This is a genomic window from Pseudoalteromonas sp. NZS37 (genome assembly GCF_015864265.1).
Classification (GTDB): Bacteria; Pseudomonadota; Gammaproteobacteria; order Enterobacterales; family Alteromonadaceae; genus Pseudoalteromonas; species Pseudoalteromonas arctica.
On sequence record NZ_JADYXL010000001.1, the window covers coordinates 321,926 to 346,203 of the forward strand.

Consider the following 24,278-nt stretch of genomic DNA (forward strand, 5'->3'; position numbering starts at 1 on the left):
TCCTTAACCTAAATTATCAACATCAATATTATGCTTTTTAATCAACTTATAAAAATCTGATCGATTGCGCTTGGCAAGCTTAGCGCCTTCGGCTACGTTACCACCTGCCATTTTTAAAGTGTTAATCACATAGTCGCGCTCAAACTCTTTTTTAGCGTCGTTTAGTGATAATGGTTCTACGTTTGTTTCATTACTATTTAGCGCAGCTAACACTAAGTGCTCTGAAATAACATCGCTTGGCGTTAATGCTACAACCTGCTCTACTACGTTTTGTAGTTGGCGGATATTACCTGGCCAGTCGTAACGCACAAGCGCATGCATAGCATCGCTTGCAAAGTGTTTTTCAGTTTGCTTCATGCGCTTAGCAATGCTTGCACTAAAGTGCTGTGCTAATAAGCTTATATCTTCGCGGCGCTCACACAATGGCGGTAATTTTAAATTAACTACGTTTAAGCGATAATATAAATCTTCTCTAAATTGCTGGTTTAAAATAGCTTCAGGAAGATTTTTATGTGTTGCCGATACAATACGTACATCAATTGCTATTTCTTCTTGAAAGCCTACGGGGCGAATTGTTTTTTCTTGTAATACGCGCAGTAACTTAACCTGCAAGTTAAGTGGCATATCGCCTATCTCGTCTAAAAATAGCGTGCCGCCCTCAGCTTGCTGAAACAAACCTTGATGATCTTTAATTGCGCCCGTAAAAGAGCCTTTTTTATGACCAAATAATTCTGACTCTAAAAGCTCACCCGGTACAGCGCCGCAGTTAATTGCAACGAAAGGGCCACCGCTTACATGACTATGCTGATGAATCGCCTGTGCGAGTAGCTCTTTACCTGTACCACTAGCCCCCGAAATCAATACATTAACTTGCGTTGGCCCAAGTAGTTTTACTTGCTCTAACAAGTGCAGCATTGCACCACTGCGCGTAACTATATTACTTTTAGGTGCTGCTTCATCTGCATTAACACCATGTATTTCTATCGCTTTAGCAAGGCTGTCAAATAGCTCATCTTTATCTACAGGTTTAGTTATAAATGCAAAAATGCCCTGCTTAGTTGCCTCTACGGCATCAGGAATTGAGCCATGCGCTGTCATCATAATGACAGGTAATGCAGGGTAGCGGCTTTGCAGCTGACGATGCAGTGCCATGCCATCCATTTCATCCATACGTAGGTCGGTTATTACGGCGTCAAACACTTGGCTTTTAAGTGTTTGTAGTGCGGTTAAGCCACTTTCACAGGTCGTTACTTCGTATCCTTTTGATTCGATACGAATAGCGAGCAGTTTTAATAAGCTAGCGTCGTCGTCAACGAGTAATACTTTTGCACCTTGCACTTTAGTTGCTGCCATAGTTACTGCTCCTTAGTTTCTTCTCGTAGTAAAAGCTGCTGCTCAATTGTTGCTAACGATGAGAGGGTTTCTTGCATTTTATTATTAAGTGCTTGCTGCTCTTTTTTAGCATTTATTTGCATAGTCACTTGCTGCTTTTGAAGCCATAAATATTGCTTTATATCATCTGGCCAAAAGTAAGCAAGATCGAGTTTTAGCAACTTAGTCATTACCGTATTTGGATCATCATTTATGTTTAAGCACATAAATTTAAAAAAACGTTTAAGATCGTTTTCACCTGTAAAAATATCTTTTTTTGGCACCAATTTAAATCCGCCACACTGATTAGCGTGCCATGCAATAACTTGCTCTGCAGGCGGATAGCTTGGTTCAATTTTTGGTCTGGGTTTTGGACTAGGTTTACTGTTTTTGTCGTTTGCTATTTTGGTATCGACCACAGGTGCAGGTGTAATTGACACACGCTCTTCTTGCCCATTAGTAATTTCACAACCTGATATAACCATGCTGCTACTGAGCACACATAAAATAGCGATTAAACGCAAGCGCATGTTAATTAACTCCTAGATTTTTTGTTATGGGAATTTTAATTGAAAACCGGCAACCATGCGGCTCGTTATGCTCAACAGTAAGTGTACCTCTTAGCTGTTCAACAGATTCTTTCACAATAGTTAAGCCAAGCCCACTGCCTTGCAGCGTAACATTTTTACTGTGTTTACCTTGATAAAATGCGCTGAAAATTTGAGTTTTTTCTTGCTCTTTAATACCGCACCCTTTATCAAGTACAGCAATGCAAAGTTGGTTTTGCTCAAGCGCTAAATTAATAGTAACGCTTTGCTTATCTTGTGAAAATTTTAAGCCATTTGAAATAAGCTGAATTAAAATCATCTCAATAAGCTCACTAGGTAAAGCAAGCTGTTTATTAGGTAAGTTATTTTGCCATTGCAGGGCTTGCTGACGCGCACTTAAGCGATGTTCAAAATGGCTATTAATTTTATTAATAAGATAGCTAAACTCAACTTCGCTTAGGCTGTCTTTACTGGTGCGAATCGCATTATAACTCAGCAGGCTATCAATCATTGTACGAAGGCGCACCATAGATTGGCTAATAAGCTCAAGCACTGCTTTTTGCTCAGCAGTAATTGGGCCTACTATTTCATCAGTTAGTAAATCAGTGCCTTCGACCATTGAAGCAAGCGGCGTTTTTAGCTCATGGGTAACATGGCGTAAAAAGGTATCTTTTTGCTGCTCAAGCATATGAAGTTGCTCTTGCACCCATTGGAGTTTTTCTCCTAGCTCAACTAGCTCAGCGGAGCCTTTCACAGATATTTTTTGCTGCCAATGCCCCTGCCCTAGCTTATCAATAACCGTAGTTAACCCTTTTAGTCGCCCACTTATACGCCATAAAAAACCACCACCAACAATTAAAGTAAGCGGAATAAGTGCCACCAGCCAGTTTATAAATGAAGTTTGTAGGCTTGTAAGCTCATTTTGGTTATTGGTAATTTGCGCTTCATTTTTATCACGTAACCATAAAGTAAGCTCAGCAACTAAATCGCTCACTGGCACAAATAGCTCCGCTTGCTGTTGTTTTTGCTCAACAAGCTCTACATGCGCTGTTTGTAAGGTGACATATAAGCGTTGCCATTGGTGGGTGTAATCTTTATCCGTGTTTACAAATTTAAGTTCATCAATACTTTGCAGGGATGATTGCCATTTATCGACAATGAGCTTATCTAGCGATTCGCTTTTTAATACCCAATTTTGCCTAGTGGCGCGCTCAAGGCTGTTGAGTTCTTGTTTTAGAGTATTAAACGATTTGGTAACTTGGTAGTTGTTACTCACGATACTTTGAGTCACTGCTAATTGCTTGTTAAGCGCATTTAAAAATACAATCACCACTATAGAAAGCGGGAGTAACGAAAGCAGCATACTCATTGCAAATTGTCCAATTAAATTAGGCCGCCAGTTAAGCATTGCATGGTATTTTTTAGCTATGGTTGCTGGCATTTCGTTTAGTCCTTTTAAGTTAAGCGTTCTATTATTAAGTGCTTACCTTATACACTAGCTGAACCAGCAATTATATTTAATACGATTAACAGCCAGCGCTACAAACACAATGTGTCGCCAAATAGAGACAACATAAACCATTGATTTTTAAACCCTACCTTTAATCTCACTACATAGTGTTGCAAAAGGTACACAAAAATTACAATAAACCCCGTAAAAACTTCCCACCCCTTTTAAGTTAAAAACATAAACACTTGAAAATTAACAACAATTATTTTTGGCATCATTTTTGTAATAGGAGTAATAACTTTAATCAATAAGGAAATAATTATGAACAAACGCATTTTAGTAATTTCATCATTACTGGCTTTAGGCTTTTTAGGCGCTAACGCACACGCAATGGACGTTCACGCGACTTTTAACGAGCTTGATAAAGACAGTAACGGCACATTAAGTGAAGCCGAAGCAGGTGAAGATGCCGTTCTACACGAAAATTTTTTACAAATTGATACTAATCAAGATGGGCAATTGTCGCTAGATGAATTCAAAAAATTTATTCAATAAACTCATTTAATAAGGAACGTGATTATGAAACAACTTATAGCCGCTTTTTCATTAATGTTTTTAGCAATTAGTGCCACCGTAATTGCATCGCCAACAAACGTGCGCTTTGCCCATTTAGATAAAGATATGGATGGACAAATATCAATTGTAGAAGCAAAGGAAGACAAAGAAGTAATGAGACAATTTGCCGACTTAGATGAAGACGGTGATGAAAAAGTCTCAAAAAAAGAATTTGAAAGCTTTAAGCCTTAATGAGTAATTACTGATTAAGCTTTACTTAAGCTTGTTACATGTAAACTGAATTTAAAAGCATTTGCCATAATCCCTGAGGGAGTGTGTAAAAGGATTTAATGTTGGGAGTTAAATTACGGCAAGTGCTTTTTTCCTTTTTACTTTATTTTAGCCACGAACTTTTAATACATCTTTTGGAAGGAAGACCATGAAGATACTTTCCCTTGTTATAAGCATTTTAATGCTATTAAGTTTTGATGCCGCGGCACTTGATGTAAAGCAGCGCTTTGATCACCTAGATAGTGACAAAAGTGGCTATTTAACACACGACGAACTTGATCCCCAACCACAACTTTTAAACACCTTTGTAAAATGGGACAAAAACCAAGATAACCAAATTTCGCTAGTCGAATTTAAAAGTTATCTAACTAACAACCTTTACTAAGTGATTTGTATGAAAAGTATTAGCTATATAACGCTGCTGGCGTTTAGTATTTTTAGCGCATTTAGTTTTGCCGCAAGTAACGACATTGCAAAGCAATTTAAAAAGCTAGATAGGAATAAAGACGGTTTTTTATCACGTTCAGAAACCGCTATAGACCCGGCTTTGTGGTCACGGTTTTCAAGCTACGACAGTGACAAAGACGGTAAATTAGCATTAAATGAATATGGCTTATATGCAAGTAAGTAGTTTTATAGCTAGGTAAAAAAACACCTAGCTTATTATATTTATATCTATTAATTACGTTCAGGTTTTATTTTTAGAACAATGCGCCAAATACTCTGCATCAGTAGGTTTTGGGCTTACCATAAAATCCATTTTGAGATAAGTTAGAATAGATTGATTACTCGTATTTTCAGTTGTCGCTTTCCAGCGCCATAAACCCACAGCAGCTGCCGCATTATTATCAAACACGCCCTCAGGGTAGGATGCAATAACCTTATACCCTTGGGCTTCACCTTGTGAATTAATTAACGTAGCAAGCTCAACACAACCTGAAATACTTCTTTTTGCAGCTTCTATCGGATATCGCGGCTCTACTCTTTTAACAACATCCCAATACTCACCTGCCTTACTTCGCAGTTCAGGACTCGATAAATCAATAATACTCAGCATTTCATCGCTTACTTGTTTATCAGACGTTGAGCTACAGGCTGTTAGCATCATGCTCAAGGGGAGTAATAAATAGAGAGCTTTCATAGCATTTCCTTATTCTTGATGCTTATTTAGTTATTTGTAATATTCGTATTAAACTCATACCCATCAGATTTTATAAAGGTTCGATCCAAAATGTTACACACACTGAAGGTAACTTTAAAGTGAGGTAAATAAGTACTTTTTTCAGACCTATAATTTTCACTTTACTTGAAATGTTCATCAGTAGGAGATTTTTTTAATTTTACCTGTTACTTGAAATGTTTCGCCAGCCGGACAATTTTTTAAATATTTTTTACCTACTGGTATTGAATCAATCATGAAATCAATTCTGATATGCGTAAGTACAGGTTGTTTAGCTACATTTACGGCAGTAGGTAGCCAAGCCCATGCACTTAAAGATCTCGCTGCGGCTTCATCAAATAACCCTTTAGGATATGAGGAAATTACTTTATACCCCTGCGCCTTACCCTCAGAATTAATAATAGTCATTAACTCTACACAGCCCGCTAAGCCTTTTTTTGCTGCCTCTACTGGGTATCGTGATTCAACTTTTGTAAAAATACTCCAATAGTCTTTCACCCTATCGCGCAGCTCAACACTTGATAAATCTATATAATCGCGTATTTCAGCATTTGATACATCAGTATGGTTTAGCTTTTCTACACTTTTATCTGCAGTAGGTGTCGATCCACATGCCGCAAGTAATGAAGTTAATGGGAGTAATAAATAGAGGGCTTTCATAGCGTTTCCTTATGCTTTATTGATTATTTTACATACTAAATAATTACATCAATTACCTATTTTGTAAACAGTTAATATAGAGAAAAGCCTTAAAATGAGGTCTATCAATTCATTGGTATTATAAAATCAAGTTTGTTAATGTAAGTAAATTAACAATAAAAATTAAGTAACTATGCCACTCAAAAAAATAATCAAACCACTCATACTAGCCAGCCTTTGCGCTAGTTCTAGTTACACTCTCGCACAAACAAAAGTAATTTATAACGCCAATGGTTATACCCCTTTATACAAAGGTGAAGTACAGCAGTTTTCTACCCTCGTTATTAAAAATGGCAAGGTAGTTAAGCTCGGTAGCGAAACACTTAAAGATAGCTACCCAGATGCCAAGCTAATTGACGCGCACGGTAATACCTTATTACCTGGCTTAATTGATGCTCATGGGCACGTTATTGGCCTTGGCGACAATTTATCGCAACTTGACGTACGCGGCGCAACATCGGTTGATGAAGTAACAAATAAACTAAAAGTATTTGCCGATAACAAACAAGGTTGGATTATTGGGCGAGGTTGGAACCAAGAGCTTTGGGCTGATACACGCTTTCCTACAGCTAAAAATTTAGACAAAGTAGTGAGCGATCGACCTGTGGTTCTTTCGCGGGTTGATAGTCACGCCATTTGGGTTAATTCAAAAGCGCTCGAACTTGCTGGTATTAACGCCCAAACAAAAGCGCCTGAAGGCGGTGAAATAATTAAAGACGAATTTGGCAATCCTACGGGTATTTTTGTAGATAAAGCAGAATCGCTAATTACCCAGCATATGCCAGCCCCTTCAAAGCAAGATATAAGTGACTCACTAGATGCAGCAGGTAAGCATTTATTAAGTTTAGGCATTACCTCTACTCACGATGCAGGTATTGATAAAGCCACATGGGAGGTTTACAAAGAGCGCGGCGACCTTGGTAATTTACCGCTACGTATTGTGGCAATGTTAAGTGGTGCAAGCCCTGATTTAGATACAATGTTAAAGGCAGGCCGATACCACGACAAAAATGACTTTATGGAAATTCGCAGTGTTAAAGTTTACGCCGATGGCGCACTTGGCTCTCGCGGAGCCGCTCTGATTGAAGAATACGCAGACAGACCTGGTCACCATGGTTTAATGCTTGAAACACAAGAAAAACTCGAAGCGCTCTTTACACAAAGCTTTAAAAGCGGCTTTAGCGCAAATACCCACGCAATTGGCGATAAAGCAAATAAAGTAGTACTTGATGCTTATCAAAATGTGTTTAAAAAAACGGGCGGTATATTACTACGTAACCGAATAGAGCACGCACAAATTGTAACGCCTGAGGATATCCCTCGCTTTAAAGCGTTAAAAATAATCCCTTCAATGCAGCCAGTACATGCCACATCTGATATGCATATGGCAGAGCAACGCTTAACTGAAAAACAATTAAGCGGTGCCTATGCTTGGCAAACATTTTTAAAGCAAGGATCGGTTGTTGCAGCAGGCTCTGATTACCCGGTAGAGCTTGCAAATCCATTTGATGGTTTGTATTCAGCCATTACACGCATGGATCATAACAAACTACCTGAAAACGGCTGGCGCGCAAGTGAAGTACTAAGCCGCGAAGATGCATTACGTGCATTTACTCTCGGTGGCGCTTATTCAGCTCATCAAGAATTTAAGGTGGGTAGTTTAGAAAAAGGTAAATGGGCCGACTTTATTTTACTTGATAAAGACTACTTTAAAGTACCTGTTGACGAGATATACAAAACAAACGTACTGCAAACATGGGTAGCAGGAATAAAACGGTACGAAAAAACCAAAACAGAAAATACTATCGATAAATAAATAAAAAGGGTTAACGCAAGTTAACCCTTTTTATTTGTGTAATAAAACATGTTTAGCTAAACATGTTTTTCACATCTTTTAGCATATCGTTGTATTCATCACTTGTGAATAATTGCATAGACGGTATTACACCTTTATCTATGTACGTTTGCAGCGCTGCTGACTTATCAGAAACCTGTAATGTTCCCTCTAAAATAGCGCCTACTCGAATAAAGTCTACGTAACTAACTTTATCAGGTTTGTAACTTGGATCTGCCCAGCTTAGAGCTACATCAACAAACTCTTTAGGAAATTCCCACGCTTGCATAATCGACGAGCCAATTTTTCCACTCAGCTTTTGAATTGCGTGCGCTAAAAAGCTTGGGTTGGCAAACACTTCAGGGTGGCGCTCAGCTTCTGTTAAAATTGGTAATACACCAATATTATAAACAAGCGCAGCTAATGTAATTGAATCACGATTTAATGAAGTGTGTTTATTGTTTTTTAAGTAAAACTCCATGAGTGTTATTGAATGGCTAGCAACGGTTAATGTTTTTTGCCAAGCCTTGCCCATGTAGCCTTTAATTAGCTCATTGTTTGATACAAATAATTGCTCCATAGCCATAGCCGTTGCAATATTTTTAATTTGGCGCAACCCAATGCGAGTCACTGCTTGTTGTAAATTAGATACTTTTACAGAACGTCCCATAATCGCACTATTAGCTACTTTTATCATACGAGCTGAAAGCGCTGGGTCTTGTGAGATTACATCTGACATTTGCATTAAATTCACATCAGGGTTATCTGCAGCTTGGCGAACCTTAATCGCTACTTCAGGTAGCGTTGGTAAAACCAACGTATCGTTATTTATTCTATCGACTAGAATCGTTAATAAAGCGTTTTCTGTAGACATAAAGCTGCCGTCCTTTTGTGTTCAGCCTGTAAAGTAACTGCAAACTCAGGCAGTTAATTTTCGTATTAGTAATATAATTAGTATTGTCTAACTTACCGATAAAGTTAAGAAAACTATAGAAGTTTATTTTTATTTATAATGCTTTATCGCTCATGCTTGCCTTACAACGCCAAATACTTGCTATTTACTATTTAGTTTTGCTTTAATGCACTCACAATTAAGGAAGCGTTTGTACATATTTAGTTTTTTAACTAAAGCAGTACAAATTATTAAACTTACTTTTTAACAGGTAATATAATGATCTTAAATAAAATTAGCCAAGCAATTATGCTCTCTGGTGTCGTTTTTCTTAGTGCATGTTCTGAACAAGCGCCGTCTTCTACCGACAACACAGCCACAGAGCTTGCTCAAAAAAGCAGTGCACAATCAGGCCCTGAGCTTATTAATGCAAATAACCAACGTTTAGATATTTACACCGACTTTAGCTTACAAAGTGATTTATCGCACTTAAGCGATAACCAACGAGCAATGGTTGCAAAGCTTATTGATGCTTCAAAAATAATGGACGAGTTATTTTGGAAACAATCTTTTGGCGAAAATAAAGATGCGTTTTTAGCAAAGTTAGGTGATGAAAAAGTACGTAAATTTGCCGATATTAACTACGGTCCATGGGATCGTTTAAATGGCGATGAAGCGTTTTTATCCAGCTATAAAGAAAAACCTCTTGGCGCACAGTTTTACCCTGCCGATATAACCAAAGAAGAGTTAAACAATGCAGATGTTGAAGACAAAACAGGCCTTTACTCTGTAATTAAGCGTGATGAGCAAGGTAAGCTTTACAGCGTGCCATATTCAAAAGAATACGCTAATGAGCTTGCAAAAGCCGCTGACCTTTTACGCGAAGCAAGTAAACTTGCTGACGATAAAGAGTTTGCTAACTATCTAAACTTGCGTGCTGATGCCCTACAAAAAGATGACTTCCAAGTATCTGACTTTGCTTGGATGGATATGAAAAACAACCCAGTAGATGTGGTTATTGGTCCAATTGAGACTTATGAAGATCAATTATTTGGTTACCGCGCAGCTTATGAATCTTACGTACTTATTAAAGATTTAAAATGGAGCGAATGCTTAGCTAAGTTTGCCGCATTTTTACCAGAGCTTCAAAAAGGCTTACCCGTTGATGCTAAGTATAAACAGGAAGTACCGGGCTCTGACGCCGACTTAAACGCTTATGATGTTGTTTATTACGCAGGTCACTCTAACGCGGGGAGTAAAACAATTGCAATTAACTTACCAAACGATGAGCAAGTACAGCTAGAAAAAGGAACTCGTCGCCTGCAACTTAAAAATGCGATGCGTGCTAAATTTGATAAAATTTTAGTACCAATTTCAAAGCAGTTAATTGTACCTGAGCAGCGTAAACACATTACTTTTGATGCATTTTTTGCCAATACGATGTTCCATGAAGTCGCTCACGGTTTAGGTATTAAAAATACAATCACAGGTAAAGGTACTGTTCGTCAATCATTACAAGAACACGCAAGTGCGCTTGAAGAAGGTAAAGCCGACATTTTAGGCCTGTACATGATTGAGCAATTACTTAAAAAGGGCGAAATTACAGAAGGCACTATTGAAGATTATTACACGACCTTCATGGCGGGTATATTCCGCTCAGTTCGTTTTGGAGCATCAAGTGCGCATGGTAAAGCAAATATGATTCGCTTTAACTTTTTTGCTCAAGAAGGCGCTTTTTCTAAAAATGAAGAAGGCCTGTACCGCGTTAATATGGAAAAAATGAGCATTGCAATGGCCAAGCTTTCTCGCTTAATTTTAACCTTACAAGGTGATGGCGATTACGAAAAAGTAGATCAACTAATTGCAACGCATGGCGATATAAAAGAAGAACTTGCTGAAGACTTAGAAAAACTAAGTAAAGCAAATATCCCTGTAGATGTAACGTTTAAACAGGGTAAAGAAGTACTAGGGCTTAAATAAGTTTAGTTAAACTTAGCTAAACCCTAAAAAAGCGTTGCAGCTTAAAACTGCAGCGCTTTTTTTAACGCTGTAATTTGTACATCTGTATACGGCACAGCTGGATACTTACCCCAAATTGGCGCAGGCCAAGCAGCATCAGTAGTAAAGCGTGCAATATGGTGAATATGTAATTGCGGCACCATATTACCCAAAGCCGCTATATTTAACTTATCAGGGCTAAACACATCCATTAATAATTTACTTAGCTTGGCTGACTCTTTTAAATACACAACTTGATCATCCTCAGATAAATCAATTATCTCTTTTAAGTTAGCCTGCCTAGGCACTAATACAAACCACGGATATTGGCTGTCGTTCAATAAAAGTACTTTACACAGTGGCCAATCGGCAAGCTCTATACAGTCGCGTTTAAGTTCTGGCGCTAGTTTAAATTCAGGGTTAGTCATTGTTATGTCCTACTTTGTCTTTAATAATCGCCACTTTATAGCATTTAGTTGCAGTTGCACACGCTTGGCTTTACCATCAAAGCAATATTTATAATAAGCTAAGGCAACCTTGTGCTAAAAAAAATAAAACACCTCTCACTAGCCCTCCCATTAATGGTTGGCGCTATTAGTGTTCAAGCAAAACCTTTATCGTTGGAGCGTATTTTTGACGATCCGAGCCTTTCAGGTAAATCACCTGTACAACTTAAATTTTCGCCTGACGGCAGCCGTGTAACTTATTTACAAGGCAAAAGCGATGACTACAACCGTTACGATTTATGGGAATACAATCTAAAAGATAACACCAACCGTGTGCTAGTTGATTCGGCAAAGTTATTTTCAGGCCCAGAAAACCTATCTGATGAAGAAAAAGCACGCCGCGAACGCCAACGTATTTTTGGTAAAGGCATATTAGAATACAAATGGTCTAAAGACGGTAAAGCACTTTTATTCCCACTTAACGGCGACCTTTACTATTACGATTTAGCCTCTGCTAAAAGTAAAAAACTAACCGACACTGAAACATTTGAAACCGATGCACGCTTTTCACCTAAAGGTAACTACGTATCGTTTATTCGAGAGCAAAACCTATTCGCTTTAGAGCTTGAATCAGGTAAAGAGATTCAGCTTAGTAAAGATGGCGGCGGCGTAATTAAAAACGGCATGGCCGAATTTGTAGCTCAAGAAGAAATGAGCCGCATGACGGGTTACTGGTGGTCAGGTGATGAAACTAAAATTGCCTATACCCGCGTTGACGAAACCCCAGTAAAAGAAGCTATCCGTAACGAAATTTACGCTGATGAAGTTAAATTATTTAACCAACGCTACCCGTTTACAGGTACCGATAACGTAAAAATTCAACTCGGTGTGGTTAAGCTAAATGACCAAAAAGTAGATTGGATTGATTTAGGTAAAGATGAAGACATTTATATCGCGCGTGCTAAATGGCTAAAAGACGGCAATACACTGTCGTACCAATGGCAAAATCGCTCACAACATAAATTAGAGCTTCGTTTTTATAACAGTGAAACTAAAGCATTAAAAGTAGCACTAACCGAAAACAGCGAAACGTGGATTAACCTACATTTTGATCTTGAGTTTTTAAAAGACAAAAAGCATTTTGTGTGGGCATCTGAGCGCGACGGTTTTAAACACTTATATCTGTATCGCACAAACGGTCAACTTGTTCGTCAAATTACTTCTGGCGATTGGGCTGTTGATAGCTTAAAAGGCATTGATGAGAAAAAAGGCATTGTTTACTTTGCTGGTCGTAAAGACACTCCTCTTGAGAGCCATTTATACAGTGCGCCTTTATTTAAAAAAGGCGATGCCAAACGTATCACCGAAAAAGGTCAGTACCATAATGTTGTGCTAGCAAAAGACAATAAAACCTTTATCGATAATAGCTCATCTGATAACACACCAAATTCAGCAGCGCTTCGTAAAGTAAACGGCGAATTTATTACATGGCTTGAAGAAAATAAGCTTGATAGTAACCATCCGCTTACTCCTTATTTAAGCGACTTAACAAAACCAGAATACGGCACAATTAAAGCCGATGATGGCCAAGTTATGCATTACCGTTTATTTAAGCCTAGCACCATTGCTGATGGCAAAAAGCACCCTGTTATTGTTAACGTATACGGCGGCCCGCATGCTCAACGAGTGACAAATAGCTGGCGCAGTAAAAACTTGTACTTTCAGTACATGGCGCAAAAAGGTTACGTCATTTTTCAACTAGATAACCGTGGTTCGTACAACCGTGGTAAAAAGTTTGAAGATGCTATTTATAAAAACCTAGGCGTGGTTGAAGTTGCCGATCAAATTAAAGGCGTAGAGTTTTTACGTACACTTGATTACGTAGACCCACAACGCATCGGTGTTTATGGCCACAGCTACGGCGGCTACATGGCACTTATGACTATGTTTAAAGCAGGCGATTACTTTCAAGCCGGCGTATCGGGTGCTCCTGTAACCGATTGGGCTCTATACGATACGCATTACACAGAGCGTTATTTAGGTCACCCTGATACGAATGCTAAAGGGTATGAAGACAGCGCAGTATTTCCATATGCTGATGGCTTAAAAGGCCCATTAATGATTTATCATGGAATGGCTGACGACAACGTGCTGTTTACTCATTCAACTAAATTGTTTAAACAACTGCAAGATAACGAAAAACAGTTTGAAATGATGACCTACCCAGGCTCTAAGCACAGCCTACGTGGTAAACAAGTGCAAACACACTTACATCAAACAATTACAAACTTCTTTAATCGTCATTTTGATGTTAAATAAGCAAGTAAAGTAATAACAGACTAAAGGCTGATTGATAAATCAGCCTTTTTTTTGCATTAATGGGCGTTAAGCCTAGATTAAACTCTTTTTTTAGCTACGCTTATTCTATGCGCTAAAGCGCACACTTTTTGAGGATAAATGTATGCCTAGTCTACGTAGTTTTAGTATATTCCAACGTTTCTCGCTGCTCATAGCTATTGTTGTATTTGGGCTTATAGCGCTTAGTGTAGCCAGCCTAACTCACCAATATAGCTCTCTTAAAAACGAGCAGTACCTTAAAACACAAAATGTAGTAGAAACTGCGTACAGTATAATCGAGCACTTTTATGACCTTGAGCAAAATAATACTCTCACTCAACAACAAGCTCAATCGCAAGCACTTAATGCAATAAGAGCTCTGCGCTACGACAAAACCAATTACTTTTGGATTAACAATTACCAGCCAAAAATGGTTATGCATCCTATAAAACCTGCGCTTGAAGGAAAAGATTTAACCAATAATAAAGACCCTGACGGCAAAGCATTGTTTGTTGATATGGTTAATATAGTTAAACGCTCTGGCGAGGGATTTATTCCTTATAAATGGCCAAAACCAGGTAAAGAAAAACCAGTTGAAAAAATCGCATTTGTTAAAGGTTTTAATCAATGGCAATGGATTATTGGCTCAGGTGTTTATCTTGATTCAATTGACGAAGCATTTAGCGAGCAACGTAATCTAATAGTCGTCAGTGCAACAATTATGATTATTGCTGTTATTTTACTTAGTTACTTTATAGGCAAGAGCATTTTAATACCTACTCGTTTAGCAGCTGATATGATGAAAGATATTTCACAAGGTGAAGGCGATTTAACTCGTACATTAAATGAATCCGGTAACGATGAAATATCTGAACTATCACACTCATTTAATTTATTTGTTTTAAAAATGCGAGAGTCTCTTGTTCATGTATCACAAAGTGCAAACGATGTAAGCGAGCATGCGCATACAGTTGATGATTCAAGTAGAACAAGCCACTCGTTTATTGAGCTTCAAAACGATAGCTCAACCCAAGTTGCAGCTGCCATGGAGCAAATGACTCACCAAATACATGATGTAAGCCGTAACGCCGAAGCCGCAGAGCAAGCAGCTAAGGATGCAGCACAAAACGCATCAACGGGTAAAAATGTAGTTGCGCAAACAATTACAGCAATAGAAACACTCTCAAGCAACATAGAAACAGTCAGCCGTGTAACAGAAGATTTAGCCAACGAGAGCCATAATATAGGCTCTGTACTTGATGTAATAAGAAGCATATCGGAGCAAACAAACTTACTGGCATTAAACGCTGCCATTGAGGCTGCTCGCGCAGGAGAGCATGGCCGAGGATTTGCTGTTGTTGCAGATGAAGTAAGAACACTGGCCAGTCGTACAGGGCAAAGTACCGACGAAATTCAAACCATGATCACTAAACTTCAAGAAGGTGCAAAAGCAGCAGTAGAAGCTGTTAAATCAAGCCAAGCACTTTCAGTTTCTACCGTAGATCAGGCGTCATCGGCCAATACTTCACTTAATGAAATAGAACGACTTGTTTCAATTATTACCGAAATGAACAGCCAGATAGCACGCGCCACAGAGCAACAAACTCAAGCTGCCGACGAGGTTAATTTGCGTATTAATGAGCTATCTCAATCAACTGAGCAATCATTAAATAATACTAAACAGCTTACCGATGCCAGTGATAATCTTAAACAAAGTAGCCTAGAGCTTTCGAGCGTAGTTAATCGTTTTAAATTAGATTAATAGCCCATACCGTTATCATAAAATGCAAAAGCCCTGAATTAACAGGGCTTTTTTATTGCATGTAGGTTTTTAGCTTACAAACAGTAACGTGCAAACAAGCTCGTTACTGATGCAGCCGTTGGCTTGCCATGCTGCCAATCACCGCCTTCAACACCGCTTCCAGCAATGTCCATATGCACATAAGGCAAAGGTTGTGCAGAGTCGTTACCGTGCTTATCAAGCCCACCAACAATAGCCATAAACGCCATAGGGAACTGATGTCCACGCGCAGTAACAGCAGATGCTGCGTTATTACTCGAGAGTACATCGTCAGCTAGCGTGCGTGGTTTAATAAAGTCGTAATCTTCACGGCGAGAACGCGATACTTCTGCGCCATCGGCCCACAAATCTCCAAGGTCAGCTATTTGACGTGAAACACCAGCGCTACGAGCTGGACCATTTTCAACATACGCACCGTAAGGACCCATTGCACGTGCCGCGTGACCCGTTAATGTAGCTACAGTAAATAACGTTGGGTTTATTTCGCCTTTAGCTAAATCTTTCATTTCGCTAAGCAGGTCGCCCATTGCTAAGCGCCCTTCTGCATCGGTATTACCAATACGTACACGGATACCTTCGCGGCTAGTAATAATTTCATCTGGCACAAAACAATCCGAGCCAATAGAGTTACGAACAACGGCTAAGTACGATACCACTTTAACGCCTTTAGGCTGATAATCCGCAACGGCTTTCATAAAGCCCGCAACAGAAGCTGCGCCACCTTTATCACGGCTCATGCCTGCCATATGGCCACCTACTTTTAAATCTGCACCGCCTGTATCGTATACAAGACCCTTACCTACAAACATAAGTGTGCGAGTAATTTCGCCCTCTGGTACATATTCAAGCTTAACAACACGTGGGTGATGGCGCTCAACTGCATACGATGCACGAGCAACAGTGCTTAGCATTGGGTAGTTTTTATCAATAGCTGCAATATCATCAATTACGTCAACTGCAATGCTTGAGCCTTTAAATAAATCAACGCAGTAATCAGCAAAACGTGGTGGAGCCATACGCTCAGGTTCAGTGCCACATAAGTCACGCGCGGCATATTGGCCTGCAGCAATCGCATTAACAGCTTTAATTGTTTGCTCGCTTGCGCCAACTAAACCAATTTGAGTAATAGGTTCAATACTTTCACCGTGATATTCACGCGCTTCTAATGGCTGCCATAAGGCCTGGCAAGCGCCTAAATAAGCAACTTCTAAAGCATGCTGATAACGGCTATCGCCATTTAAATTTGGTAAAAATAATGCAGGGTTAACACTACCCGACGCTTTTGCTTCGTTAATCGCTAATTTAGCAGCATCAAAATAACGGCGAACATCGTCGTAATCTCTATTTAACGGACCCGTTGGCGCAAGTACAACGCGTTTGTTTTCAATCAATAATAAAGTAACTTGTTTACCAATACGAGAATCAACTTTTGCTTGGTCTAAAATAGCATCACGTAATGAGTTATTTGGTAATAGAGAAAAGTCATCACTAATAATAATAAGCGCATCATGAGATGTGCATTCAAGGCTTGCACTAGCCGCTTGAGGGTATGCCATAAATAAAGTCCTGTTAGAAAACATAAGCCCCTATTATCGTCGATTTAAATATTGAAGACCAGCAAGGTGCGATGGGCTAATTATACAACCTGCCAATAAATGGCAACTTGGAGTTACAGGCTTTACAGCTTAATCGAGAATACTAAGTTGAAAGTTTTGTTCTGGCTCGCTTTTAATACCAACGCCTATGCCAAGTAATCTTACAGGTTGTTGTAGCCCTCGTTGGTAGGCCTTAGTAAGGAGTTGAATAAATATTTCTGTGTTTAGCTCGTGGTATGCCTGATCGGCTGAGGTCACTACAAAATTTGCAAACTTCACTTTAACACTCAGCTTATTAATACGGTTTTGTAATTGCTGTTTATTAAGCCTTAAAACTAATTCGTCTAACAATTTTGGCAGCTCATCTAAGCACTCTTGCAAACTTGTTTTGTTGTATTCGTAGGTATGCTCAACACTCAGCGACTTTCTGATGCGATCTGTTGATACTTTACCAACATATTCACCTGCACATTTTTGATAAAGCGACACACCAAAATTACCCACATGTTGCTGCATCCAGTTAACGCCTTTTTCACGTACATCCTTGCCGGTATATAAGCCTTTTAAATTTAGCTTTTCGAGCGTTACTTTACCCACCCCCGGAATTTTCCCCAGCGGTAATTGCGCTAAAAAGTCATCAACCTCATGAGGCAAAACGACAAATTGACCATTCGGTTTTTTTTCGTCGCTGGCTATTTTGGCAATAAATTTAATCGGTGCAATGCCTGCTGATGCAGTGAGCCCGGTGGCATTGTAAATATCGGCTCTTATTTGCTGTGCAATAAGTGTAGCACTGCCTTTACAAGCGGTGCTGTCTGTTACATCTAGGTAGGCTTCGTCTAAAGAAAGAGGTTCAACTAAATCTGTGTAGCGGCTAAATACTTCACGTATTTGATTTGAAGCTTCTTTGTATACAGCCATGCGCCCTGGGACAATAACTAAATCGGGGCATAATTGTTTAGCATGATAGTTCGACATAGCCGATCGCACGCCATATTCTCTAGCTATATAGTTAGCGGTTGAGAGCACGCCTCGTCGGCTATTGCCTCCAATAGCAAGCGGTACACATGCAAGTTTTGGATTATCTCGCATTTCTACTGCTGCATAAAAGCAATCCATGTCTATGTGAATAAACTTCTTCATCACCACAACAACAATAACTGGTTATTTATACAGTCATTATTATAGAATCAAATGTGATAAGCAAGCCTAGGGCCTGTTTATCTTTCGAGGTTAAATTTGCAGCAGTATGTTTGGTATTTAGGCAAGGCAGAGCCTATGTAGTGTGGTTATTCCCCATAAATAGGCGATAACGTAGCACAAATGCCAAACATACGCTGCCCGAAGGGTTCTGCCTAGGGGCAATTTACTCTTTGTTGCTCGGTTTTTACTTAGCCCACTAGGTCACAAACCTCGCGCCGCGATTAAATAGCCCCTAGATTGAACAAATTTTAATCCTGAAAGGTCAACAGGCCCTAGTTAGCGATTAAAAAAAGCGCTTATTACTTTCTTGCTCTTTATAACCGCGCAACCAAAACATAACCTCGAAAAAAAACCCCGCTAACATTAAAATAATAGCGCCTGATTCGTTACCCATTGCGTAACAGGTAAAAGAAGCTATAAAAACCAAACAAGCTAAGGACCAATTAATTATGTTCTGCATATTTCTACCTCTGTGTGTTTTCTGTGTTTGTCTGTGTAATTTAACTGTAGACCTAAAATTAAATAGGTACAATCATCTTATAAAAAAACATGCCATTAATTACCTTGAGCTCGTAACCCCATGTTGATAATCTAAGTACTTTAAAATTAAGGGCCAATAAATAATGCAAACGTTTAAAGATCAGCACCCTATCCATACCGACATCACCGTAGCGTGGGCTGATATGGATGCACTACAACACGTAAATAATGTAGTGTATTTACGTTACTTTGAAATAGCCCGAATCGACTTCTTAAATAAAATAAATCTGTTCGATACAATAAGCCCTAATGGCGTGGGCCCGGTAATAAGCGAAAATAACATTCGTTATAAACGCCCAGTTACATTCCCAGATACGCTTACAGTCGGTGTTACTATTTCTGATATAAAAACAGACCGATTTGTTATGAATTACACCGTATTTAGTCACGCACAAAACGCTATAACAACAACAGGCACTTCAAAAGTGGTTATGTTTGATTTTGAAACAGGCCAAAAAGCCCTCATTGCAGAGCCTCTTTTATCGGCGTTAGTTAGCTACTCTCAAGACGAGCAATAAGGAATTCTCATGCAATACAGCCCACTTGGCAGCAGTGGTATTAACGTTTCAAGAGTATGTTTAGGCAGTATGACTTGGGGTAAACAAAATACTCAAAGCGATGCTGATGAACAAATAGCCTACGCGTTAGAGCAAGGCGTAAACTTTATTGATACAGCCGAAATGTATGCGGTACCGCCCTCTCCAGAGACCTATGGTAAAACTGAGGAAATTATTGGCGATTGGCTATCGCGTAATCAGCAAAAGCGCAGCGATGTGGTACTTGCTACAAAAATTGCAGGCAATGGATTATCGTGGGTACGTGATGGTGGCAATATTACGCGCCAAACGGTAATAGAAGCCGTAGACGATTCACTTAAGCGCCTTAAATCCGACTATATTGATTTATATCAGCTGCATTGGCCAAACCGCTCTACCCCGCACTTTGGCAGACAGTGGCCCGGCACTCTTAAATTTACCGACGTAAATACACAAGAGCAGCAAGCTAGTATGCTTGATATTCTAGAAGGCCTTAATGAATGTGTTAAAGCAGGTAAAATTAAGCACTGCGGTTTATCTGACGATACGCCATGGGGTATAAGCCAGTTTTTAAGTTTGGCCAAAGAGCATAACTTACCGCGCATGGTATCTATTCAAAATGAGTTTAGCTTAGCGCACGCTAAAGACTGGCCGTATTTAATAGAACAATGTGTACACGAAGATATTGCCTACTTACCGTGGTCGCCCTTAGCAGCCGGTTTATTAACGGGTAAATACCTAAACGGTGCTCGTCCTGAAGGATCTCGTTGGACCTTCATGCAGCGCAACGGTATTTTTAGAGATACACCCAATGCAGAGCAAGCCACTAAGCAGTATGTTGAGCTGGCTCATGCAAACAATATTACTCCAGCACAACTAGCACTCGCATGGTGTAACCAAGTAGATGGCGTAACCTCTTCAATTATTGGTGCAACAAGCATAGCCCAATTAAAAGAAGATATTGATGCATTTAACATCACGTTAAACGACGAAATTCTTAGTGAGATTAACACTATATTTAAAAACTATCCTATGCCTTATTAAGCATGTATGAGTTAAAGCAGCCTTGAATGAGGTTGCTTTTTAACTAAAATATTTGACCCTACTACAACCAACACTATACTTTTATTAAGTTTTCTTAATTCAACGAACACTTATCAATGCTGAAAAACGGATACTATGCATTTTGCTTATTAATTGTATTTAACGCGCACGCCGTTGAGCAAAGAGTACAGCCTCTAGAAGAAATTATTTGGCTGCAAAGTTACACGCCCCCTTTTCATATAGCTAAAAGTGAAAGCGCACCACAAGGCGGAATTTGCGACAACCTAACCGAGCAACTCATTAGAACAATAAAAGATGTAAAACATACCCGCTTAATTGTTCCTCAGCAGCGTATAAATAAATATTTAAATGAAGGAAAAAATGTATGTTTTCCGTGTGTTATTTATAAAAAAAATAATAACCAACAACTTAACTACTCAAATCCAACAACGGTATATCCCCCATTTTCAATTATCACGACTAAAGAGCTAAAGCCCAAATTAGAAGAAAAGCACGGCTCGCCTATTCACCTTATTAATTTATTAACCGACCCGCAATACGTATACGGGCAAGCTGCTGCACGTAAATTTACAACTAAAATTAATACAATTATTGAAAATACAAAACGAGATAAAGAGTCGTCGTTAAGTTGGAGTAGCGAAAATGAAAGTCAGGCTGTTATAGCACGCTTGAGTCACGGCTTTTTAGACTACTCAATTGATTACCCGTTTATGGCCGATTACTTTAATAAACAAGGAGAATATACGAATATAGAGAGTGTACCAATAGAAGAAAATGACATTCAATTTATACGAGGAGCAATAGGTTGTGCGGCTAACGCACCTAATAATTTTGCACAGCAAGCGCTTAAAAAAATTAACCGCGCACTAAAAAACAATGTACTACAATCGCCTGAGTATCAACAAAGTCAGCATAATTGGCTTAAAACTACCTTTGCCGACTTTGATCAACACTACCAACAGCAAGTTATTAATTTTTACTTACTTGCCACTGATGCTCAAGCAAGCACTGATCATTAGCATAAAGTGCCACAGCAAAAATACTTTTAGGTGTTACCTCGCCTACGCCCGACGGTGTGCCTGTCATTACTACGTCACCATCTTCTAAGCTCATAAATTCACTAATTTCTTGTAAAATTGAGTCCGGATTATGCAGCATAAAATGAGTATCGCCTTGCTGAACTACTTTATTATTAATTTTAAGTTCAAAGGTAAAGTGCTTCATTGCATCAGTTAGCGCTACAAAATCAGTTAAAATTACAGAGCCGTCGAACGCTTTAGCGCGCTCCCATGGAAGTCCTTTATTTTTTAATTTACTTTGCACAGTACGCTTAGTTAAATCAAGGCCGAGTCCAACACCTACAAATTTTTTATTTTTAACTACAAAACATAGCTCGGTTTCATAATGCAACGTATCGCCGTTGTGAGCTGCAAATAACGTGTTAGTAATTGCGCTATTTGGCTTATTAAATAACACCATTTGATCTGGCGTTTCGTTATTTAGCTCTGCAATGTGTGCTGTATAATTACGGCCAACACACACTACTTTTGATGGTGTTAATTCTTCAGATACTAACTTTATTGAATGCATATAAATAATGTCTCAGTTATTGGACCTGTTGACCTTTCAGGATTAAAATTCGTTCAATCTAGGGGCTATTTAATCGCGGCGCGAGGTTTGTAACCTAGTGGGCTCGATAACTGCTCCTGCGTTATTCTACTGACTTACATCCACGTAAGAATAAGTAAAAACCGAGTAAAGCTTCCGCGTCCTGCTCACGCCCCTTACCTAAATCCATGTAGGCAACAAAGAGTAAATAGCCCCTGGGCAGAACCCTTCTGGCAGCGCATGTTTGGCATTTGTGCTACGTTATCGCCTATTTATGGGGAATAACCACACTACATAGGCTCTGCCTTGCCTAAATACCAAACATACTGCTGCAAATTTAACCTCGAAAGATAAACAGGCCCTAGCTAATAAGCGTTTCAAGTAAGCTCAAATTAATAGGTTTAAGTAAAACTCGGTCAATATTTAAATCTTTTATTTCTCTAGGGTCTGGCTCTGCGCCACTTACAATCACCAAGCGTAGCTCTGGATATCGCTCATTAACTTGCTGGCCTAAATCAATGCCACGCCCATCGGGTAAATGCATGTCTAACAATACCTTATTAAATTGCTGGTCGTGATTAAGTATTTGCAAACATTGTGCGCAGCTAGACGCAATGACCGTTTCAACACCTAAGCTTTCTAAAAGTAGCTGCGTAATTTGCGCTGCATCGTGATCGTCCTCAACAAGTAAAAAGCGCTGCTTTTTCTCGGTTAAGCCCTTACTACAATTTATATCTTTAGCTTGCGGTGCATGCTCTGGCGCTACCAAATAATCTTGCAAACATTGATATAAAGCCGCGCTATCAACAGGTTTTGGTATTACATCGTTAAAGCCAAGTGCAGCAAGCTCCTCATGTATGCCTTTCATAGTAGCGGCAGTGAGCGCGATTATTGGGCCTTTGTAACCCATTTTTCTAAGCTCTATGGTAGCTTCCTTGCCGCCCATTACAGGCATATGAATATCAATAAAAATAATGTCGTAAGGCGCTTTATACGCATCTGCAATACGCACCTTTTCAAGCGCTTGTTGGCCATGTTCGGCATAATCGACGCGCGCACCACAGGTACTGATCATATGACCAACTAGCATGCGTAAATCACGTAAATCATCAACTACTAATACTCGCCCATGCACTTTACATGGAGCCGATTTACTTTGTAGTTGCGGCGCACTGCTAAAATTAAGTACCTGTCGTTCTACTTCGCTAATATCACCTGGGTAAACCGAAATAGTAAACGTAGAGCCTTTGCCAATTTCAGAATGCAAACTAATATCACCGTGCATACGTGCTAACAATTCAGCACATATTGCCAAGCCTAAGCCTGCGCCACCTACAGAGCGTGATTCTACATCAGCTATTTGTTCAAATGGCTTGAATATTAGTTCTTGTTTTTCAGGGGCAATGCCCATGCCTGAGTCTTTAATGCTAAAAAATAGCATTTCATGATCATCAACCCACTGCGTCCACGCATTAACAACAATTTCGCCTTTATCGGTAAATTTAACCGCATTGTTTATTAAGTTTATTAAAATTTGGCGAACCCTTGTTGCATCCAGTCGTGCAACTAAGGGCAGTGGCTGTTGAGATTCAAAAAGAAGCGTAAGCCCTTTATCAAGCACCGATACACGCATTAAGGTGTATACATCGGCAAGCATGCTATCAAGGTTAACTTCGCTTAAGGTCAGTTCGAGTTTATCGGCCGCTATTTTAGATAAATCGAGCACGTCGTTTAATAAGCTCAATAAATGTTTACCATTTCGATAAATAACACCCAATTCATTTTCTGCTTGCTGACTAAAGTCGCTCTGCATTAATAATTCGGTGTAACCTAAAATAGATGATAGAGGGGTTCTTAATTCATGGCTCAAATGAGCTAAAAAGCGGTCTTTTGAACGATTTTCAGCTTCGGCTTTTAAACGTTCAACTCGCTCGCCTTCAACATCTTTACGAGCAAGTGCATAACGAATAGCACGTGCAAAACGGCTCGAACTCATTTCTGTTTTTATTAAGTAATCTACTGCACCGGCGTCAAGCGCTGCCGAGTCTAACTCATCGTTTGACTGCCCGGTAAGCATAATAATTGGGCCGCTAAAGCCATTCGCAATGGCCTCTTTTAATACATCTAAACCATTAGATGCACCCAAGCGGTAATCAAGCAAGCAAATGTCGTGCTCATTTTTACTAAGCGTTGCAATTGCCTGCTCTGGGGAGCTTATCCATTGAATGTTAAACGTGTGTGAATCCAATTGGTCCAGATAGTCGCAGGTGAGTATATAATCATCTTCATCGTCCTCTACAAGCAGCAACTGAGTCACTTTATCTAACAT

General features: G+C 39.4%; 22 protein-coding genes. 11 read left to right on the forward strand and 11 right to left on the reverse strand.

The features are described from left to right. Positions 1–3 precede the first annotated feature (3 nt). From I6F47_RS01425 to I6F47_RS01435, 3 genes are read right to left on the reverse strand one after another with little or no spacing between them, the layout of a single operon-like run. On the reverse strand, positions 4–1,353 hold the full coding sequence (locus tag I6F47_RS01425) for a sigma 54-interacting transcriptional regulator (protein ID WP_197101161.1): 1,350 nt from the start codon (positions 1,351–1,353) through the stop codon (positions 4–6). 2 nt (positions 1,354–1,355) lie between these two features. Then, on the reverse strand, positions 1,356–1,901 hold the full coding sequence (locus tag I6F47_RS01430) for a hypothetical protein (protein WP_165734572.1): 546 nt from the start codon (positions 1,899–1,901) through the stop codon (positions 1,356–1,358). Between the two features lies 1 nt (position 1,902). After that, a complete protein-coding gene (locus tag I6F47_RS01435; protein ID WP_010553149.1) occupies positions 1,903–3,360 on the reverse strand; it encodes a sensor histidine kinase in 1,458 nt (485 codons plus the stop codon). A gap of 330 nt (positions 3,361–3,690) precedes the next feature. On the opposite strand from I6F47_RS01435, the gene I6F47_RS01440 reads away from it, so the two are divergent. The 4 genes from I6F47_RS01440 to I6F47_RS01455 all read left to right on the forward strand — a co-directional run bounded on the left by I6F47_RS01440 (position 3,691) and on the right by I6F47_RS01455 (position 4,846). Next, entirely contained in the window at positions 3,691–3,924 is a 234-nt protein-coding gene (locus tag I6F47_RS01440; RefSeq protein ID WP_007581561.1) for a cag pathogenicity island protein Cag25, read from the forward strand. Between the two features lie 24 nt (positions 3,925–3,948). Next, positions 3,949–4,176 carry a hypothetical protein gene (locus tag I6F47_RS01445; RefSeq protein ID WP_007581559.1) on the forward strand — a complete coding sequence of 76 codons (228 nt, stop codon included), beginning with the start codon at positions 3,949–3,951 and terminating at the stop codon, positions 4,174–4,176. Positions 4,177–4,363: 187 nt separating this feature from the next. After that, the gene (locus I6F47_RS01450) at positions 4,364–4,600 is read left to right on the forward strand and encodes a hypothetical protein (protein ID WP_007581558.1); all 237 of its coding nucleotides are present in this window, start codon (positions 4,364–4,366) and stop codon (positions 4,598–4,600) included. 9 nt (positions 4,601–4,609) lie between these two features. Beyond that, positions 4,610–4,846, forward strand: coding sequence for a calcium-binding protein (locus I6F47_RS01455; protein WP_007581557.1), 237 nt, complete (start codon positions 4,610–4,612; stop codon positions 4,844–4,846). Between the two features lie 57 nt (positions 4,847–4,903). Here the strand turns inward: I6F47_RS01455 and I6F47_RS01460 are convergent, their stop codons facing one another. Beyond that, positions 4,904–5,356 carry an energy transducer TonB gene (locus I6F47_RS01460; protein ID WP_197183187.1) on the reverse strand — a complete coding sequence of 151 codons (453 nt, stop codon included), beginning with the start codon at positions 5,354–5,356 and terminating at the stop codon, positions 4,904–4,906. Between the two features lie 177 nt (positions 5,357–5,533). Further along, positions 5,534–6,055, reverse strand: coding sequence for an energy transducer TonB (locus I6F47_RS01465; protein WP_101163424.1), 522 nt, complete (start codon positions 6,053–6,055; stop codon positions 5,534–5,536). 172 nt (positions 6,056–6,227) lie between these two features. Here I6F47_RS01465 and I6F47_RS01470 point away from each other — a divergent pair, with 172 nt between their 5' ends. Then, a complete protein-coding gene (locus I6F47_RS01470; protein ID WP_197183188.1) occupies positions 6,228–7,910 on the forward strand; it encodes an amidohydrolase in 1,683 nt (560 codons plus the stop codon). A gap of 52 nt (positions 7,911–7,962) precedes the next feature. On the opposite strand, the gene I6F47_RS01475 is transcribed toward I6F47_RS01470, so the two are convergent. Next, positions 7,963–8,802: an HDOD domain-containing protein gene (locus I6F47_RS01475; protein ID WP_024590070.1), complete on the reverse strand. Its 840-nt coding sequence runs from the start codon at positions 8,800–8,802 to the stop codon at positions 7,963–7,965. A gap of 297 nt (positions 8,803–9,099) precedes the next feature. Here I6F47_RS01475 and I6F47_RS01480 point away from each other — a divergent pair, with 297 nt between their 5' ends. Beyond that, on the forward strand, positions 9,100–10,800 hold the full coding sequence (locus I6F47_RS01480; protein ID WP_197183189.1) for a dipeptidyl-peptidase 3 family protein: 1,701 nt from the start codon (positions 9,100–9,102) through the stop codon (positions 10,798–10,800). A 41-nt stretch (positions 10,801–10,841) separates the two neighbouring features. Here I6F47_RS01480 and I6F47_RS01485 read toward each other — a convergent pair whose 3' ends face one another. After that, positions 10,842–11,246: an HIT domain-containing protein gene (locus I6F47_RS01485; RefSeq protein ID WP_197101171.1), complete on the reverse strand. Its 405-nt coding sequence runs from the start codon at positions 11,244–11,246 to the stop codon at positions 10,842–10,844. Between the two features lie 111 nt (positions 11,247–11,357). Here I6F47_RS01485 and I6F47_RS01490 point away from each other — a divergent pair, with 111 nt between their 5' ends. Both I6F47_RS01490 and I6F47_RS01495 read left to right on the forward strand, forming a co-directional pair. Then, positions 11,358–13,583: a S9 family peptidase gene (locus I6F47_RS01490; protein WP_197183190.1), complete on the forward strand. Its 2,226-nt coding sequence runs from the start codon at positions 11,358–11,360 to the stop codon at positions 13,581–13,583. A 142-nt stretch (positions 13,584–13,725) separates the two neighbouring features. Next, positions 13,726–15,363 carry a methyl-accepting chemotaxis protein gene (locus I6F47_RS01495; protein WP_197183191.1) on the forward strand — a complete coding sequence of 546 codons (1,638 nt, stop codon included), beginning with the start codon at positions 13,726–13,728 and terminating at the stop codon, positions 15,361–15,363. Between the two features lie 74 nt (positions 15,364–15,437). On the opposite strand, the gene I6F47_RS01500 is transcribed toward I6F47_RS01495, so the two are convergent. Both I6F47_RS01500 and dinB read right to left on the reverse strand, forming a co-directional pair. Continuing rightward, positions 15,438–16,958 carry a M17 family metallopeptidase gene (locus I6F47_RS01500; RefSeq protein WP_197183192.1) on the reverse strand — a complete coding sequence of 507 codons (1,521 nt, stop codon included), beginning with the start codon at positions 16,956–16,958 and terminating at the stop codon, positions 15,438–15,440. Positions 16,959–17,087: 129 nt separating this feature from the next. After that, the gene (gene dinB, locus I6F47_RS01505) at positions 17,088–18,140 is read right to left on the reverse strand and encodes a DNA polymerase IV (RefSeq protein ID WP_024590076.1); all 1,053 of its coding nucleotides are present in this window, start codon (positions 18,138–18,140) and stop codon (positions 17,088–17,090) included. A 683-nt stretch (positions 18,141–18,823) separates the two neighbouring features. On the opposite strand from dinB, the gene I6F47_RS01510 reads away from it, so the two are divergent. From I6F47_RS01510 to I6F47_RS01520, 3 genes are all read left to right on the forward strand, one after another. Beyond that, on the forward strand, positions 18,824–19,258 hold the full coding sequence (locus I6F47_RS01510; protein WP_010553137.1) for an acyl-CoA thioesterase: 435 nt from the start codon (positions 18,824–18,826) through the stop codon (positions 19,256–19,258). 9 nt (positions 19,259–19,267) lie between these two features. After that, a complete protein-coding gene (locus tag I6F47_RS01515; protein WP_197183193.1) occupies positions 19,268–20,320 on the forward strand; it encodes an aldo/keto reductase in 1,053 nt (350 codons plus the stop codon). Positions 20,321–20,436: 116 nt separating this feature from the next. Beyond that, positions 20,437–21,360: an ABC transporter substrate-binding protein gene (locus I6F47_RS01520; RefSeq protein WP_197183194.1), complete on the forward strand. Its 924-nt coding sequence runs from the start codon at positions 20,437–20,439 to the stop codon at positions 21,358–21,360. Here I6F47_RS01520 and I6F47_RS01525 read toward each other — a convergent pair. Beyond that, complete coding sequence (locus tag I6F47_RS01525; RefSeq protein WP_165721089.1) at positions 21,311–21,931, reverse strand: fumarylacetoacetate hydrolase family protein; 621 nt, start codon at positions 21,929–21,931, stop codon at positions 21,311–21,313. The two genes, I6F47_RS01520 and I6F47_RS01525, sit on opposite strands and share 50 nt — an antisense overlap. Before the next feature lie 379 nt (positions 21,932–22,310). Next, positions 22,311–24,278 (reverse strand): hybrid sensor histidine kinase/response regulator, encoded by a 1,968-nt coding sequence (locus I6F47_RS01530; protein WP_197183195.1) that lies wholly within the window; start codon positions 24,276–24,278, stop codon positions 22,311–22,313.